Annotated in this window: 17 protein-coding genes; 16 read left to right on the top strand and 1 reads right to left on the bottom strand. The window is 58.9% G+C overall.

Annotation, left to right across the window (positions count from 1 at the left end):
• Positions 1-18: 18 nt before the first annotated feature.
• The 10 genes from OOJ09_RS31410 (at position 19) to OOJ09_RS31365 (ending at position 12,685) form a co-directional block, all read left to right on the top strand.
• Positions 19-2,547, top strand: coding sequence for a DEAD/DEAH box helicase (locus OOJ09_RS31410; protein ID WP_269908935.1), 2,529 nt, complete (start codon positions 19-21; stop codon positions 2,545-2,547).
• A gap of 623 nt (positions 2,548-3,170) precedes the next feature.
• Positions 3,171-4,046, top strand: coding sequence for a PhnD/SsuA/transferrin family substrate-binding protein (locus OOJ09_RS31405; RefSeq protein ID WP_269908934.1), 876 nt, complete (start codon positions 3,171-3,173; stop codon positions 4,044-4,046).
• On the top strand, positions 4,043-5,500 hold the full coding sequence (locus OOJ09_RS31400) for a sensor histidine kinase (RefSeq protein WP_269908933.1): 1,458 nt from the start codon (positions 4,043-4,045) through the stop codon (positions 5,498-5,500). Before OOJ09_RS31405 ends, OOJ09_RS31400 begins: the two co-directional genes overlap by 4 nt.
• Positions 5,490-6,836, top strand: a complete 1,347-nt coding sequence (locus OOJ09_RS31395; protein WP_269908932.1) for a sigma-54-dependent transcriptional regulator — start codon at positions 5,490-5,492, stop codon at positions 6,834-6,836. Before OOJ09_RS31400 ends, OOJ09_RS31395 begins: the two co-directional genes overlap by 11 nt.
• 155 nt (positions 6,837-6,991) lie before the next feature.
• Positions 6,992-7,519, top strand: a complete 528-nt coding sequence (locus tag OOJ09_RS31390; protein ID WP_269908931.1) for an arsenate reductase (azurin) small subunit — start codon at positions 6,992-6,994, stop codon at positions 7,517-7,519.
• A 15-nt stretch (positions 7,520-7,534) separates the two neighbouring features.
• Positions 7,535-10,072, top strand: a complete 2,538-nt coding sequence (locus OOJ09_RS31385) for an arsenate reductase (azurin) large subunit (RefSeq protein WP_269908930.1) — start codon at positions 7,535-7,537, stop codon at positions 10,070-10,072.
• 92 nt (positions 10,073-10,164) lie between these two features.
• Positions 10,165-10,545: a c-type cytochrome gene (locus OOJ09_RS31380; protein WP_420107575.1), complete on the top strand. Its 381-nt coding sequence runs from the start codon at positions 10,165-10,167 to the stop codon at positions 10,543-10,545.
• Between the two features lie 7 nt (positions 10,546-10,552).
• Positions 10,553-11,467, top strand: a complete 915-nt coding sequence (locus OOJ09_RS31375) for a molybdopterin molybdotransferase MoeA (protein ID WP_269908929.1) — start codon at positions 10,553-10,555, stop codon at positions 11,465-11,467.
• Positions 11,464-11,823 carry a hypothetical protein gene (locus OOJ09_RS31370; protein WP_269908928.1) on the top strand — a complete coding sequence of 120 codons (360 nt, stop codon included), beginning with the start codon at positions 11,464-11,466 and terminating at the stop codon, positions 11,821-11,823. The genes OOJ09_RS31375 and OOJ09_RS31370 overlap by 4 nt, the downstream gene beginning before the upstream one ends.
• Positions 11,824-11,896: 73 nt before the next feature.
• Positions 11,897-12,685, top strand: a complete 789-nt coding sequence (locus OOJ09_RS31365; RefSeq protein ID WP_269908927.1) for a sulfite exporter TauE/SafE family protein — start codon at positions 11,897-11,899, stop codon at positions 12,683-12,685.
• Positions 12,686-12,708: 23 nt separating this feature from the next.
• Here OOJ09_RS31365 and OOJ09_RS31360 read toward each other — a convergent pair whose 3' ends face one another.
• Entirely contained in the window at positions 12,709-13,152 is a 444-nt protein-coding gene (locus tag OOJ09_RS31360; RefSeq protein ID WP_269908926.1) for a MerR family transcriptional regulator, read from the bottom strand.
• Positions 13,153-13,181: 29 nt separating this feature from the next.
• Here OOJ09_RS31360 and OOJ09_RS31355 point away from each other — a divergent pair, with 29 nt between their 5' ends.
• The 6 genes from OOJ09_RS31355 to OOJ09_RS31330 form a co-directional block, all read left to right on the top strand.
• Positions 13,182-13,787 (top strand): hypothetical protein, encoded by a 606-nt coding sequence (locus OOJ09_RS31355; protein WP_269908925.1) that lies wholly within the window; start codon positions 13,182-13,184, stop codon positions 13,785-13,787.
• Between the two features lie 344 nt (positions 13,788-14,131).
• Positions 14,132-14,284, top strand: a complete 153-nt coding sequence (locus OOJ09_RS31350) for a hypothetical protein (protein ID WP_269908924.1) — start codon at positions 14,132-14,134, stop codon at positions 14,282-14,284.
• Positions 14,285-14,298: 14 nt separating this feature from the next.
• Positions 14,299-14,637, top strand: coding sequence for a YnfA family protein (locus OOJ09_RS31345; protein ID WP_269908923.1), 339 nt, complete (start codon positions 14,299-14,301; stop codon positions 14,635-14,637).
• A 181-nt stretch (positions 14,638-14,818) separates the two neighbouring features.
• On the top strand, positions 14,819-15,505 hold the full coding sequence (gene phoB / locus OOJ09_RS31340) for a phosphate regulon transcriptional regulator PhoB (RefSeq protein ID WP_269908922.1): 687 nt from the start codon (positions 14,819-14,821) through the stop codon (positions 15,503-15,505).
• 63 nt (positions 15,506-15,568) lie between these two features.
• Complete coding sequence (locus tag OOJ09_RS31335) at positions 15,569-15,901, top strand: ArsR/SmtB family transcription factor (protein WP_269908921.1); 333 nt, start codon at positions 15,569-15,571, stop codon at positions 15,899-15,901.
• 11 nt (positions 15,902-15,912) lie between these two features.
• Positions 15,913-16,191 (top strand): arsenate reductase ArsC (locus OOJ09_RS31330; RefSeq protein ID WP_269908920.1); only part of this gene is annotated, 279 nt, incomplete at its 3' end.

The following is a 16,191-nucleotide window of genomic DNA, read 5'->3' as shown; positions in this document are numbered from 1 at the left end:
ATGTCCGCAGATAGTGCCATGGCGCGGCTTTCGATGACGGATTTCCTCTCCGGACTTGAGGTCTCGCTAGCGGACGGATTCTCAATCGGCCCGACACACGATGGTGACGACTTCGAAGTGTTGCCCTTCGCTAATGAGAGGCTCGATCCTGAAGCCGTCGCAAGTGAGGCGATGGCCGAGCTGGGCGGTGCCGATCTCGTCCAATTTCAGCGACGATTGCGTGAGCGCGGTGCGCTCAATGCATTTCGACTTGCGCCGGGGAAGTTCCTAGTCGTTGATCGCAGCGCAAGGGCAGCGCTCAAAGTCATGGCCGACATGCAGCGCGCGACCCCCGAGGAGCGTAGATCGTTCGTGCGTAACCCTCGTGCACGAATAACCGAGGCGGTTGAAGCGCATTTACGACAGCAGAGTGGTTTCCAGGAATTGTCTTCTGCAGCTCAAGAGGAAGCTGTCGAGGCTGCGGCTGGACCACTGTTAATCGAGACGGAGGAATATACCCGGTTCTCAGATCGCGTGACCGGCGTCGAAGTCTACGCCGGCAACCCGGTAACCGAATTCGCATCAAGTGGCACGACCTGGTTGCCCGAAGCGTTCGCGGAGGCGGTGCTGAAGCGACTAGACAGCCTCTCAACCCCCAAACTTGAGGACCTGCGTGATCGCGTCCGAATGGCTATTGATCGTAAGGAAGCAGCTCTGCCGTTCGATGACATTGAACTTCCTGCGAACAACCAGACGCTGCAAATTCTCGAGGGACGCCTCCATTCGCGGAAAGCTGCAGAGGCGGAACCGAATGACGTTGAGGTGGCTCGGAGCGGCCCCATAGTTCTGAAGACCGAGGTCAACTTCGAAGACGTTACTTGGCGACCTGTCCGGGGACCTCGACAGTCAAACCACAGCGACGGTATTCCTCACGCGATCAAGACCAGGCTCAAAGACCACCAGGTCGAGAGCTTGGTCTGGCAGATTGAGTCCTGGAAGGCTGGAATGCCAGGGGTCCTCAATGCCGATGAACAAGGCTTGGGTAAAACGCTACAGACAATCGCATTCCTGACGTGGCTCAATGAGCACATGAAGCGTGACGGAACAGCGGGCCGCGGTCCAGTGTTGATTGTGGCTCCGACCTCATTGCTCGAGAACTGGGAATTGGAGGTCACTCAACACGTGGAGTCGCCAGGGCTCGGTCATCTCATACGACTCTATGGATCCGCTACGGGGGCCAGGAAGCTTGCAGGGGCGAATGGGCGCGATATCGAGAACGGCGAATCTCGGTTGGACTTCTCTGATATCCGTGGTGCGCTCAGCGCCGGGGCGGGGCACCTTACCTGGATCCTCACCACCTACACGACGCTCACCAACTATCAGCATTCGCTTGGCAAGATTCCCTTCGCGGCCGCCGTCTTCGACGAGATCCAGAATATCAAAAACCCTGGCACCCTCGCAGCAAACGCAGCCAGGGCGATGAATGCCGATTTCCGTATAGGTCTCACAGGAACGCCGATCGAGAATTCGACAGTCGATCTTTGGGCTATCATGGATCAGCTCGCTCCCGGCGCGCTAGGGTCGTTGCGCGAATTCCGCGATCGATACGGAACTCCAGACGAGGCCAACATGTTGGAACTTAACTCCCGCGTGTTTCAGATGCAGAATGGCTTACCAGCACTGGCCTTTAGACGCTTGAAGGAAACTGTGGCTCGCGACCTCCCGACAAAGTCACGTTTCATGCATCCTCGTGCCATGCCACCACTTCAGGCAGACCGCTATGAGGAAGCTCGTGTCAAGCTCGCCAGTGGCGGGCCCGGCGCTGCGCTGAAGATGCTGCATCATATTCGCTCCGTTTCGGTCCATCCAGCAATTGACGCGCAAGATGACGCGCAGGAGTTTATTGATGCGTCAGGGCGACTGGCAGCAACTTTCGACATATTACGGCGCATCAGATCGGCGCGCGAGCGAGCGCTGGTCTTTATTGAAAGCCGACAGATGCAGTTCCGCTTCATGGAACTGGTGCGTGCCGAATTCGGCTTAGCGCGAATTGATCTTATCAATGGCGACACGCCCATCCAGAAGCGTCAGGCGATCGTGAATCGCTTCCAACAGCATCTCACCAACGATGGCGGTTTTGACCTGCTGGTTCTCGGTCCAAAAGCAGCGGGAACCGGTCTTACCCTAACGGCCGCCACCCATGTGATCCACTTGTCTCGCTGGTGGAATCCGGCCGTTGAGGAACAGTGCAATGACCGCGTGCATCGCCTTGGCCAAACCAGGCCGGTATCAGTCCACGTGCCGATGGCAGTCCATCCAGAATACCGTGAACACTCTTTCGACTTGCTGCTTCAAAGTCTGATGCAAAAGAAACGCAAGCTTGCCAGCTCCGCGCTTTGGCCGATGGGTGATTCTGTGGACGACGCAGCACATCTCCAGCATATGCTGCAGGAGGAAGGCGAACCCACATCCGGCCACACAATCGACGATGCCATGGCGGCGATGATGAGACGCGATGGTATTAGTCCAGCCGGACCAAACGCCGCGGGTGCTTGGGAGTTTAAATGATGTCGGAAGGGCTATCTGACAGCGGCAATTTCGTCGCCCCAAGAAGTCCAAAATTGTAGGTAACTGGCAAAATCGATCGATGATCCTTCAATACCAACGCCAGCGAACGCCATTCGTGGGACGAATTCCGGAGGCATTTCTTCGACCATGCAAGAATTTTGTTCACTATTCCGGTCGTCACAATGTTACGAAATTGCTCATAAGTCATTGATTTATTAATGCAGACCAGAGTTCAATCCTCGCCAACAACAGCCTGTTTCTTTTAATAGATGCCTGTCCCCTGATGCTTAAGGGTTGAGGGCACGTCTAAGGTTCTGGAGGGGAGGTAGTTCCAGTGCTACCGACCACAGCGCGGCACGTTAGGGTCCGATGTCCTATATCATGCAGGTCGCGACGGGCGACGCAATTTGCGTCACACCCTCTGATTTGGAAGCGTTGGCCAAACGCTCGAGTGTTGCGCTATTTTCGAACGAAATAACGACGCGATCACAAGGGCTGTAGTCGAAGGTAAATTTCACGAATTCTTAGCGAGAGCGGCGTGCAGCGCTATTCTTTACATACATCTCGATCATATCCGAATCTCTAGATACATTGAAGCGCTCAAGGAATGAAGGCAGGCATTCGTGCCATCCAACATTGAATATAGCCGGCGGAGGATCCTCAAGGCTGCATTGGGGGGTGCAGGACTGATAACCTTGCCCCGGATATCCGAGGCCGAGGTTCAACCCTTTAAATTCGGTCTCACTCCGGTTTTTCTGTCCAACGATCTGGAACTCCTCGGCTACCTGCGGGGATATCTGACGTCGAAGCTTGGTGGCCCTGTTGAACTGGTTTCCCGTAGAACCTATCAGGAAATCACGGCCCTGCTTGTATCCGGCCAGATCCATTCGGCCTGGATTTGCGGTTATCCATACGTTCAATTCAAGGCGGATCTAGATCTGGTTGCGACCCCGGTCTGGCATGGGAAGCCGCTCTATCAGTCCTATTTGGTCACTGCCGCTGGCCGCCCCGTTAACGACTGGACTGGATTGAAAGGTGACGTTCACGCCTTTTCAGATCCCGATTCAAACTCGGGCTTTCTGGTGACCAGAACGCTTCTCGCAAAGAACAAGCTTTTGCCCGAGCAATTCTTTTCGCGGAGTTTCTTTACTTACGGCCACCGCAACGTCGTCCGGGCGGTCGCATCCGGACTGGCGCAATCGGGCAGCGTCGACGGCTACGTCTACGAGGTGATGCGCCAGACGGAGCCCGACCTGATCAAGCAGACCCGGATCGTCCAGCAATCCGAATGGCTGGGATTCCCCCCAGTGGCCTCGCCCAAATCCCTGTCCGGCGATCCCCGAGTAAAGGCCCTGCGGTTGGCCCTTGTTTCCATGAAGAATGATCCCGAAGGAAAGAAGGTTCTCGACCTTCTTCGGCTCGACGGCTTTCTCGCGACCGACCCGTCGCTATTCGACACGATTGCGGCCGAGGTCGAAATCGTGAGGCAATTCGGATGAGCCTGATCAGCCGCTTCAGATCGATACCGGTCACCTATCGCGTGCCGGTTATCGTTGCGTTGCTGATGGTAATGATAAGCGCGGTGATTTCCGAGCGCGTTCTGGACCGCCTGTCGCGCACGCAGGAGGGCTTCCTGAACGGTCTTGCCGAGACATATCTCGACGGGCTGTCGTCCGCAGTCCTGCCCTCGGTGCTGAGGGGGGATGTGTGGGAGGTCTTCGACGCGCTTGACAGATCGTCTTCGTCTTATGAGGCCCTGTCTCCTATCGAAACGGTCGTTACCGGCTCGGATGGTCGAATTCTGGCTGCGACCGACCCCGCCCGAATGGCGACGTTCTCGCAATTGCCGGCGAACTATCTGAACCGCTATGGTCCAGGCATCGTGACGATCGACGAATCCGCGCTGACCGGTTTCGCCAAGCGCGATCTCATCTATCAAGGACAGCCCGTCGGGACGATCCACGCTACTTTCGACGTTTCGCGCCTGTTCGCCGAGCGACACGAGATTTTTCTCACTCTGCTCGTCACCAATGGTGTGCTGGCCGTGCTGTTCTCGCTCGGCGGCTTTCTCATCGTGAGGCAGATGATCTCGCCGATGCGAATCCTCGAGAACCATATGAGGTCTGCGGCTCACGGAACGGCGGAACCGATTTCTTTGGAACAAATCCCGGAAGGAGATTCGGAAGTGGCGGGGTTGTTCCGCGGCTACAACACCCTTGTCCATGCCGAACGCGAGCGCGCGAACCTCGCCATGCAGCTCGCCGAGGAAGAAAAGCTGTCCAGTTTAGGCAGACTTGCGTCCGGAATGGCGCATGAGATCAACAATCCGCTGGGCGGTCTGTTCAACGCCCTAGATACCTTGAAAACCCATGGCGAGACCCCAGGTGTTCGCGACACTTCCATCAGTCTGATCGAGCGCGGCCTTGCCGGCATTCGGGATGTGGTGGAGGCTGCGCTTGCAACGTATCGGCCGGAACGGTCCCATCGTCCCTTGTCCGCGGACGATCTTGACGACGTCCGTCTTCTCTTGAAGCCGGAGCTGCATCGAAAGCGCCAGCGTCTGGATTGGGAGATTGTCTGGAACGGATCGGGCGAACTTCCGGTCAGGGGAGGGCCAGTGCGCCAGGCTGTGCTCAATCTGCTTTTGAACGCGAGTGCGGTTACTGCCGAAGGAGGAATACTGTCGCTTAAGGCAGAAGATTCACGGAACCAATTGGTTATCGAGATCGGGGACCAAGGTCCGGGCTTTCCGGCCGACTTCGCGGGGATTCTGGTCGACAGCGATCCCGGCCCGGCGGTGCGGGCCGGTGGCGGTTTGGGACTCTGGATGGTTCGTCGTTTGGTTGACGATCTCCGCGGGCGCGTCGTGATCGCGACCAAGAAGGATGGTGGAACGGCGGTCACGTTGCTCATTCCATTTCAGCGGGAGGATAGAAAAGCCAATGCAGCCTGATCTCGCCCGCATAGGCCTCGTCGAAGATGATCCCATTATGGGGGGATCGATCGTCCAGCGCTTGGAACTCGAAGGCTGGAAGGTGACTTGGTGGCAGTCTGGACGGGATGCCATATCGGGAATCGAGGGTATTGCGAGTGTTCTCGATCTGGTGATCTGCGACATTCGTCTCCCCGACATATCTGGGGAAGAAGTCTTCAGCGAACTTGCCAGCCTGCCGAATTCGCCACCCTTCATTTTCGTGACGGGTCATGGTGAGATCGATCAGGCCGTGCGGCTGATGCGCTCCGGCGCCACGGACTTCATGACCAAGCCCTTTGCGATGGATGAATTTCTGCGGCGCATCGAAGCTGGACGGCGGACGACGAATAGTCAGCTGCGGCTCAAAGGCTATGTCCTTGGCGAATCCCCGGCCATCCAGCATGCCGAGGATCTTTTGCGCCGTTATGCACGCCACGATCTGCCTGTATTGATCACCGGAGAAACCGGAGCAGGCAAGGAAGTTGCCGCCCGCCTCCTCCACGAAGTTTCGTCCCGCGGTGCCGAGCCGTTCATCGCCGTCAACTGCGCGGCAATCCCCGCCGACCTGCTCGAAAGCGAAATCTTCGGTCATGAGAAGGGAGCCTTCACCGGCGCACAACAGCGGCACTTCGGCTATGCCGAACGAGCGGGGGAGGGCACGTTGTTCCTGGACGAGATCGGCGACATGCCGTGGTCACTTCAGGCAAAGCTCCTCAGGCTGATTGAAGCCGGAAGTTTCAACCGCGTTGGTGGAGAAACGGCGTGCAAGTTTCGGGCTCGGGTCGTTTCCGCAACACATCGCGAGCTTGGCCTGCGAGACCAGCACTCCGGTTTCCGCGAAGACCTCTATTTCCGGTTGGCCGTGTTGCCGGTGACCATTCCACCGTTGCGCGAGCGCCACGAGGACATTACCTGGCTTCTCGACAGATTCCTGGAAACCGCGGTCAGCCGGTCGGATAGGCGCATCCGGGGTTTCAGCGCGTTGACTGAGGAGGCTGCGCTTGCCTATCCGTGGCCCGGAAACGTTCGAGAACTTAGGAACCGCGTCGAGCGGGCTGTGGCGTTGTCCACCAGCGAGTGGATCCTGCCAGGAGACCTTTTCCCCGAACAGTCGATATGGGGAGGCGGCAGCACGGTCTTTGTTCCTCTCGCCGATGTGCGCGATGCCGCCGAGCGGCGCCAGATCGAACGTGCGTTGGAGGAAACAGGCGGTCAAATCGCAAAGGCGGCTGGACTGCTAGCCGTATCCCGCACGACCCTTTGGGAAAAGATGACACGGCTCGGGCTTGCTGATCGAGCGCGTTCGACTTCCTGAACCTTCGGCGGTGCAACATGTTCGGAAATCCGAACATGGCGTCCCGCCAACCAATGTTACACCACGATTTTTCTCTTTGAATACAATGCCATGGCGGTTGGCACGGGCGTTGCATTCCTCCTTTGCGACGAGATTTCGCTAAACGGGAGGAATGCATGGATCGCTGCAACAAGCTGGTCGACGTCGGCCGCCGCCAATTTCTGAGGGGAGGGGCATTTGCCGCCGCAGGGATAGCGACGGCAGTGGCCTTGCCGGCGCAATCTCAGGCCAAGGCCACACCCGCTCTGGCACTGGTCGAATACCCTTCGAACAAGTTGGCCAACGTTGCCGACCTGAAGGTCAACGAACCCCTGGAGGTCAATTATCCGGACGAGAACGCGCCCGGCGTGTTGTTGAAGCTTGGAACCAAAGTGGAAGGTGGTGCCGGTGCCGAAGGCGACATCGTCGGATTCTCGACTGTATGCCCGCACAAAGGATTCCCGCTGAACTACAGCGCCGAGGATCACTCCTTCAACTGCCCGGGCCACTATTCGCGCTTTGACGCTGATACGGGCGGGCAGCAGATATGGGGCCAGTCCACGGCCAACCTCCCCCAGTATGCGCTGCGCATCGACGACAAGGGCGACATCTATGCCGAGGGAGTCGACGAACTCCTCTACGGCCGCCTGAGCAACGTGCTTTAAGGAAGGATCGGATCAATGGCTTATAAACGTCACATCGACCGTCTGCCCATCATTCCGGCTGACGCCAAGAAGCACAACGTCACCTGCCACTATTGCATCGTCGGCTGCGGCTACCACGCCTACACATGGCCTACGAACAAACAGGGAGGCACCGATGCGGCGTCGAACGCTTTCGGGGTGGACCTGTCACAGCAGCAGGCAGCTGAGACCGACGCCTGGTATGCACCCTCCATGTATAATGTTGTCAAGCAGAACGGGCAGGATGTCCACATCGTCATCAAGCCCGACAAGGACTGCGAGGTGAATTCCGGACTGGGATCGATCCGTGGCGCCCGCATGGCTGAAAATCGCTTCAGCGCCACACGCGGAACACAGCAGCAGCGCCTGACCTCGCCGATGGTCTGGCGATATGGCCAGATGCAGCCGACCTCCTGGGACGACGCGCTCGACCTCGTCGCACGGGTGACGGCCGCCGTGGTCAAGGAACAGGGTGAAGATGGACTGTTCGTCTCCATGTTCGACCATGGTGGCTCGGCCGGCGGCTACGAAAACACATGGGGCACTGGGAAGCTCTATTTCGGCTCGATGAAGGTCAAGAATGTCCGCATCCACAACCGTCCGGCCTACAACTCCGAAGTTCACGCCACGCGCGACATGGGCGTCGGGGAACTGAACAATTGCTACGAGGATGCCGAACTGGCCGACACGATCATGGCTGTTGGCACCAACCCGCTCGAAACCCAGACCAACTATTTTCTCAACCACTGGATACCCAATATGCGGGGTGCGACGCTCGCCAAAAAGAAGGCGCAAATGCCCGACGAGCCGCACGCCGCGGCGAGGATCATCATCGTCGACCCGCGTCGCACGGTCACGGTAAACGCTTGCGAGGCGGAAGCCGGGAAGGACAATGTCCTCCATCTCGCTCTCAATTCGGGAACGGATCTTGCGCTGTTCAACGCGCTGTTCACCTACATCTCCGACAAGGGATGGACTGACAACGACTTCATCAAGAACAGCACGGTCCAGGAGGGCAAGCCGCGGCCAGCGCTTTACCCGGCGCGCGGCGAGGCTGACGGCAAACCCGGTCACCTGACAAACTATTCCGGCGCGGTGGAAGGCTGCAAACTCTCAATCGACGAGGCTGCCAAGATCACCGGCCTGAAGGCAGAGGATATCGTTAAGGCGGCCGAATGGATTGCAATGCCCAAGGAGGGCGGCAAGCGGCGGCGCACCATGATTGGCTACGAAAAGGGCCTGATCTGGGGCAATGACAACTATCGCACCAACGGCGCCCTTGTGAACATCGCGCTGGCGACAGGCAACATCGGACGCGAAGGCGGCGGCGTGGTTCGCCTGGGCGGACACCAGGAAGGTTACGTGCGTCCGTCCGATGCGCATGTCGGAAGGCCAGCGGCTTATGTCGACAAGCTCCTGATCGAAGGCAAGGGCGGTGTCCACCACATCTGGGCCTGCGACCACTACAAGACCACGCTGAACGCCCATCAGTTCAACATGGTCTACAAGAAGCGCACCGACATCGTGAAGGATGCGATGAACGCCGTGCCCTATGGCGACCGCGATGGAATGGTCAAGGCAATCAGGGCTGCGATCAAGGCCGGAGGTCTGTTCTCGGTCGACGTCGACATCATTCCCTCGAAGATAGGCGCGGCAAGCCACGTCTGGCTGCCGGCGGCGGAGTCCGGCGAGATGAATCTCACTTCCATGAACGGCGAGCGCCGTATGAGGCTTGTCGAGCGCTATATGGACCCGCCTGGCAACGCCAAGCCCGACTGCCTGATCGCAGCCGGACTGGCCCAGCACCTGGAGAGGGTGCTGCGCGACATGGGCGACACCAAATATGCGGACCAGTTCAAGGGCTATGACTGGAAGACGGAGGAAGACGCCTTCATGGACGGCTACCATCAGAACGCCGGCGGCGGCAAGCACGTCACCTACGAGCGGTTGAAAGCCATGGGCAACAACGGCTTCCAGGAACCGGCCACGGCCTTCACGGATGGCAAGATCGTCGGCACGAAACGTCTTTACGCGGATGGCGTGTTTTCCGGGGAGGGCGGCAAAGCCCAGTTCATGGATGCTCCATGGCGTGGCTTCCAGGCGCCCGGCAAGGACGCGCAGAAGGCGAAGTTCAAATATCTGATCAACAACGGGCGCGCCAATCTCATCTGGCAAAATGCCTTCCTCGATCAGGCCAACGATTTCGTCATGGACCGGATGCCCTTCCCCTACATCCAGGTGAACCCGGACGACATGGCCGAACTGGGGGTCAAGGCCGGTGATCTGGTGGAGGTCTTCAATGACGACGGCTCGACCCAGGCGATGGTCTATCCGACACCAACCGCCAGGAAGGGCGAGACCTTCATGCTGTTCGGATTTCCGACCGGGGTGATGGGCAATGTCATCAACGACGGCGTCAACGAGTTGGTGATTCCCAACTACAAGCAGACCTGGGCGGATATCCGAAAGATCTCGGACGCGCCGGAAGGCGTGAAGCACCTGACGTTCAAGTCGTTGGAATATCAGGCGTCATAGAGTGCTGCACGCGCTCCGCCGCGGGCCTGGCATTCGCAGCCCGCGGCGGGATTTCCTTGGACCTCGTCGATTTTCCAAAAGGGAGGAATTGAGTGAAGTTCGAAAGCGTTTTCGTAGCCGTTTCCGTTCTGGCTGCGTTTGTGACCGCGGCCAACGCGCAGGACGTTGAAGCAGGCAAGACGGTCTTCAAGAAATGCGCTGTCTGCCATGCGGCCGACGGCACGACCAACAAGGTTGGCCCCCATCTCGGCGGTCTGATCGGCCGCACGGCGGGAACCGTCACGGGGTTCAACTATTCGAAAGCGATGACCACGGCGGGAGCAGGAGGCCTGGTTTGGAACGAGGAAACTCTTGCCAAGTATCTGGTTGAGCCGAAGGCGATCGTTCCGGGCACGAAAATGGCGTTCGCCGGGCTGAAGAAACCCGAGGACATTCAGAACATCATCGCATACCTGAAGACCATTCCCAACTAGAGGCCACATGGAAACCGCCATCGCCCTGACAAACGAGACCTGCCAGGCGGGTGCCAGTGGCAGGGTTATCTCCGTCGATATCGCCGCCGCCAAGGCAGTCGCAATCGCCAGGACCGTGCGCGAAACGGAGCATGTGCCGCTGATGGCGGCGAGGGGCCGAATCCTCGCTCGCGACCTCTTCGGATCGATCGACCTGCCGCCATTCGACAATTCCGCAATGGATGGCTACGCGGTCAGGCTCGCCGATTTTGCCGGAACAGGGCCCTGGGCGCTTTCTGTCGGCGGCAGGATTGCGGCTGGTGAACTCCATGCCGGACAGTTCGCTTCCAACGAAGTCCTCCGCATCTTCACAGGTGCTCCTGTGCCTGGAGGATTCGATGCCGTCATCATGCAGGAGCATTGCGAGCGCACGAACAATGCCGTGGTTATCACAACGCGCCCAAGGCGCGGAATAAACATTCGGTATGCCGGCGAGGACGTCCGCGCTGGGGATCGCCTCTTGGCCGCCGGCGAGCAGCTTACGCCCCAGCGGCTCGCACTGTTGGCAGGGCAAGGACTGGCCGAGGTCGAAGTGCTGCGGAAAATTCGTATCGGGTTGATATCGACTGGCACGGAATTGCAGCAACCCGGTGAGCCACTCGGCCCCGGCCAGATTTACAACTCCAACCGCGTGATGATCCGGGCGATGCTCTCGGCCGTCCCTTGGGCCGAGATCCTCGACTACGGCATCGTTCCAGATCGCCGCGAAGCTTTGGCCCAAGCTTTTGGCGATGCAGCTTGCGCATGCGATGTCCTGGTAACGACCGGAGGCGTTTCGGCAGGTGAGGAGGATCATGTCGTCTCGGCGCTTGGCCAGCACGGCGGCACGCTCGACGTGCTCAAGGTCGCGATGCGGCCGGAAAGCCGGTCAAGATCGGGATGATCGGCTCGATGTTGGTTGCCGGCCTTCCTGGCAATCCCAACGCCGCCCTCGTGACATTCCGACAGATCGCACTTCCGGCGATCAGAACTATCGCTGGGCTCGCCAACGTCGCGCCAGACTGGTCTCCTGCTGTGGCGGGATTCACTTACGAGAAACGGCTTGGGCGGACCGAGTTCGTTCAGGTCAGGATTGCTGGGCGCGACGACATTGGGCGCCCAGTATTGGAGATGCTTGGGCGCGGGTCGTCGGCGAGCTTGATGGGAATGGCTTATGCCGATGGCATGGCCATGTTGCCGCCGGAGGTCACCGGGATCGTTGAGAACATGCCACTGCGCTACGAGCCATGGTCGGGCTAGTGGGCGGACAAAGCATCGACCGGGCAGTCGTGTTCGCCTTGCAAATACGATGATTTGCAGCTTATGCGGAAAGATGGCTGAGCGGCGTGCATTTGAAGCATTTCTGGTGGGTAGCGGCGTCGGTTCGCTCGGCGGACTGATTGGTCTCGGCGGAGCTGAATTTCGCTTGCCGTTCCTTATCGGCTTGTTTCGCTTTGCCGCGCTGGAAGCAGTGATCTTGAACAAGGCAATGAGTCTGGTTGTCGTTGCCAGCGCTTTGCCGTTCCGAGCGGCGACTGTGCCGTTCGGCGCGGTCGCCGCAAGTTGGCCTATCATCGTCAATTTGCTGGCAGGGAGCCTCGCGGGCGCGTGGTTTGGTGCCGGCTGGGCCACGCGTCTCAAGTCCGAAACGCTATACAAGATCATTGCCATCTTGCTGCTGCTGATCGCCTTCATTCTCCTGTTCGGCCATAGTCCGGGCTCGCCCAATCACGCCCTCTTCGGCGGGGCAATGTTGATTGTCGCGGGCATCGTTGCAGGGTTCGTGATTGGCGTGGTGGCTTCGCTGCTGGGTGTGGCAGGCGGCGAACTTCTTATCCCGACACTCGTCCTGCTGTTTGGGGCCGATGTCAAACTCGCCGGCAGCCTCTCGCTTGCGGTAAGCTTACCGACGATGCTGGTGGGGTTCACGCGTTACAGCCGTGACCAGAGCTTTTCCGTGCTGGGCAGGAACAAGGCATTCCTTTTTGTGATGGCGACCGGTTCAATCGTCGGGACATTCATCGGAGGCCATTTGTTGGGCATCGTGCCAGAGCCAATCCTGCTGCCTCTATTGACTGCCATTCTTGTCCTTTCAGTCTTCAAGGTCTGGCGCCACGAGTGATCGCAAAGCGTCCTGGAGTCGTGTTATCCGCAGCAGGCGGCTTTTGCTGGTGCAGTCATGTCCTTGAAAATCAGGCAGTCTTGCCCAGGGCCGCCAGCGCAGGCGACATTACAGCGGGTGACAAAGCTCTCCAGCCTTCGTTCGAGCAGGCGCAGTTCGGCGAGCTTCTGGCGCACCTCGTCAAGATGCCCTTGGGCGATGTCGCGGGTCTCGACGCAATCGCGGCTGCTGCTGATCGATAACTCAAGCAATACCCGCACCTGATCGATACCGAAGCCGAAGTCTCGGCACTGCTTGATGAATGTCATCCGGCCCAAATCGTCGTTGTCATAGCTGCGCTGACCTCCGGCCGTGCGTGTCGCGGGAGGCAGCAAACCGATCTCCTCATAGTAGCGAATGGTCGGCGTCGTGACGCCGGCAGCCTTGGCGAGCGCCCCGATGGTGAACACGCGGATGTGAAGGTTCATCGCAAGATACTCCTTGAACCTCAAGTTACTTGAAGGATTACGCTACCTTCATATTGATGGGAGAGGAAGATTTTGTGGATGGCTTTTTCGCAAATCGTGTCGCCCTCGTCCGTTGGACGTCGGCAATGCTGGCGATCTCGGCGCTTCTCTTCGCGAGCGCCGTCTTGATGGAAGGAAGCGGGTATCGGGAGCCCGCCAGAATGGCCGCGCACGACGAAGCAGCCGGAGCTCAAGAACAGGGCGGCCATGATGAAGCGGCCGAGAGTTCTATTGTGAAACAAGGTGATGTCGGCGCCGATGTCGGCGAAACTGGCAATCACGCCGAGCAAACGGTCCTTGGCGTCAACCTCGAAACCCCTTGGCTGGTGTGGGGGTTCGTCGGCGTCTCGATCATGCTTGCCGCCGCCGTTCTGAGGCTTGGCAAGGCGACCCTCTTGCTGGCCATTCTGCTGGCGGGTGCTGCGGCAATTCTCGATGGCCGCGAGGTCTTCCTGCAACTCGCTCGCGCCAACGCAAGCGTGGCAAGCCTGGCAGTGTTATCAGCCCTCGCTCACGCTGCGGTCGTCATCCTGGCAGTGTTGGCTTGGCACGCCCAAGCCGGCCCGGCAACAGGGAGACATACGCATGAACATTGACAAGACGACCACAGGCGCCGGCCTCTTTTTGGTAGCCTGCGCGGCCTGCTGCGCGCCCCTGATTGCGCCGCCGATAATCGCTGCGATCGCGGCCAGCGGTGTCGGCTTGGCATTGATTGGCCAATTTGGCCTGGCTCTCTTGGTTGTCGCCGCCGGTGGGCTTTATCTTCTCTCGCGCCGCAAGGCCGCGCCTAACGCCACGTTTCAATCATTGAGGGCACAAGACGAGTGCGGCTGCGGCCCGTCTTGCGCCTCTGCGGCCAAGAACGATGCCCTGTCGATCGCCTGCACCCTTGGCTCTGGCTCTGATGTCTCGCGAAGCGTTGCTCCGCTGGCGAGGCCGAATGCTTGGCGTGTCCAGCGGCATCAAGATGGCCCTCGGGGCGCTGCTTGTCGTCGCAGGGGCCATGACGCTGTCGGGGTTCGATCGCACGATACAAGTTGGCCTTGAACAGGCTTTGCCGGATTGGCTGGTGGCCATCACCACGCGCTTGTGACAGGCTCGCGCGGCATGCCCATCCTCCTCAGCTCCTTTCTGACGTTCGCAGCGGCTGCACTCGCCGAGATCGCCGGCTGCTTTGCCTTCTGGGCTTGGCTCAAGCTGGGGAAATCAGTCCTCTGGTTGGGTCCGGGGTTCTTCTCGCTGGTGCTGTTCGCCTACCTGCTGACGCTCATTCCCAGCGACTATGCAGGCCGAGCCTACGCAGCCTATGGCGGTATCTACATTGTCGCCTCGTTGCTTTGGCTGTGGTTGGCAGAAGGGCGCCGACCAGACGTTTGGGATCTGACGGGTGGAGCTCTAGCCGTCATCGCGGCAACTATCATCCTGTTCGCACCTCGTGGATCATGAAAGACGGCTGCAATCGCGACAATTGGTAAATCGCGGTCTGCTGTCGGCGCTCCAGACAGCGACATGACAGCCGCATCTGCCGTCACAGATATCTAGGCTCTTAGATATCTGTCATCCCAGTGTTGCAAAGCTGGCTTATGATCCACCAATGATCCTCTTGGAGGACAGGGGCGGATCAAGGATGACCTCTCACATACTCGTTGCAGAAGACGACGAACCGCTGGGCCTTCTCTTGCGATACAATCTCCAATCTGAAGGCTATCGGGTCGACCTCGCAACGCGCGGCGATGACGCTGAGATGAGTCTGATGGAAACGGTTCCCGATCTTCTGGTGCTCGACTGGATGATGCCGGGCGTCTCCGGCATAGAGTTGTGTCGCCGGCTTAGGGCGCGCCCCGAGACCAGTCGATTGCCGATCATCATGCTGACGGCGCGTGGCGAGGAAGACGACCGGGTGCACGGTCTCTCCACCGGCGTTGACGACTACCTGGTCAAACCGTTCTCGATGTCTGAATTTGTGGCGAGGGTAAGGGGGCTCATTCGTCGGGCGAGGCCGGCATCGTTGTCAAACGCACTGGTTGTCGACGACCTGACCTTGGATCGGCAGGAGCATCGGGTGTTCCGCAAGGGACGGCCTGTGCACGTAGGCCCGAGAGAATATCGCTTGCTTGAGTTCCTCATGCTGTCGCCCGGACGCGTGTTTTCACGCGGGCAACTCCTCGACAGCGTCTGGGGTGGAGAAATTTATCTCGAGGAGCGCACAGTGGATGTCCACATCGGTCGTCTTCGCAAATCCATCAATGGAGGACAGTATCCCGATTTGATCCGCACCGTCAGAGGGACGGGATATTCGATCGGGAATGACTAGAACCGCATCCGACTGACCCGGCAGATTTGGGTCGTAACAAAATGATAAATCGAGATTAGATATATGGATAAGAATAACGCCATATCAGCGCTGTCGGCCCTTGGTCAGGACACCCGGCTCGAAGTCTTTCGGCTTCTGGTTAAGGCAGGACCTGGCGGTCTGCCCGCCGGCGAAATCGGGGCCCGGCTCGGCACCGTCCAAAACACTATGTCTGCGCATCTCAAGATACTGGATCATGCCGGGCTCGTCCGCGCTGAGCGCGACGGGCGCATGATCCGCTATGTCGTTGACATGACGGGTCTGCGGGACCTGCTCGCCTACTTGATGGAAGACTGCTGCAACGGCGCGCCGGAGCTTTGCCAGCCGGTAATTCAGGCTGTCACGTGCGATTGCTAAAGGAGGAAGCGATGAGCGATCAGATTTACAACGTCTTGTTTCTCTGCACTGGCAATTCGGCCCGGTCGATCCTTGCCGAGGCGATCCTGAATCGCTTGGGTGCCGGCAGGTTCAAAGGCTATTCTGCGGGATCGCATCCCAAGGGCGTGGTTCATCCCTTCGCGCTGGAGCTTCTGAAGAACCTCAACTATGACACGTCCTTCGCCCGCTCCAAGAGCTGGGAGGAATTTGCCGTGCCCGGCGCACCGGAAATGGATTTCGTTTTCACGGTTTGCGATGATGCGGCCAAC

The sequence above is a fragment of the Mesorhizobium qingshengii genome (assembly GCF_027563465.1).
Classification (GTDB): Bacteria; Pseudomonadota; Alphaproteobacteria; order Rhizobiales; family Rhizobiaceae; genus Mesorhizobium; species Mesorhizobium qingshengii_A.
Note: the sequence above shows the minus strand (reverse complement) of the source record. Positions and strands in the feature narration are given on the sequence as shown.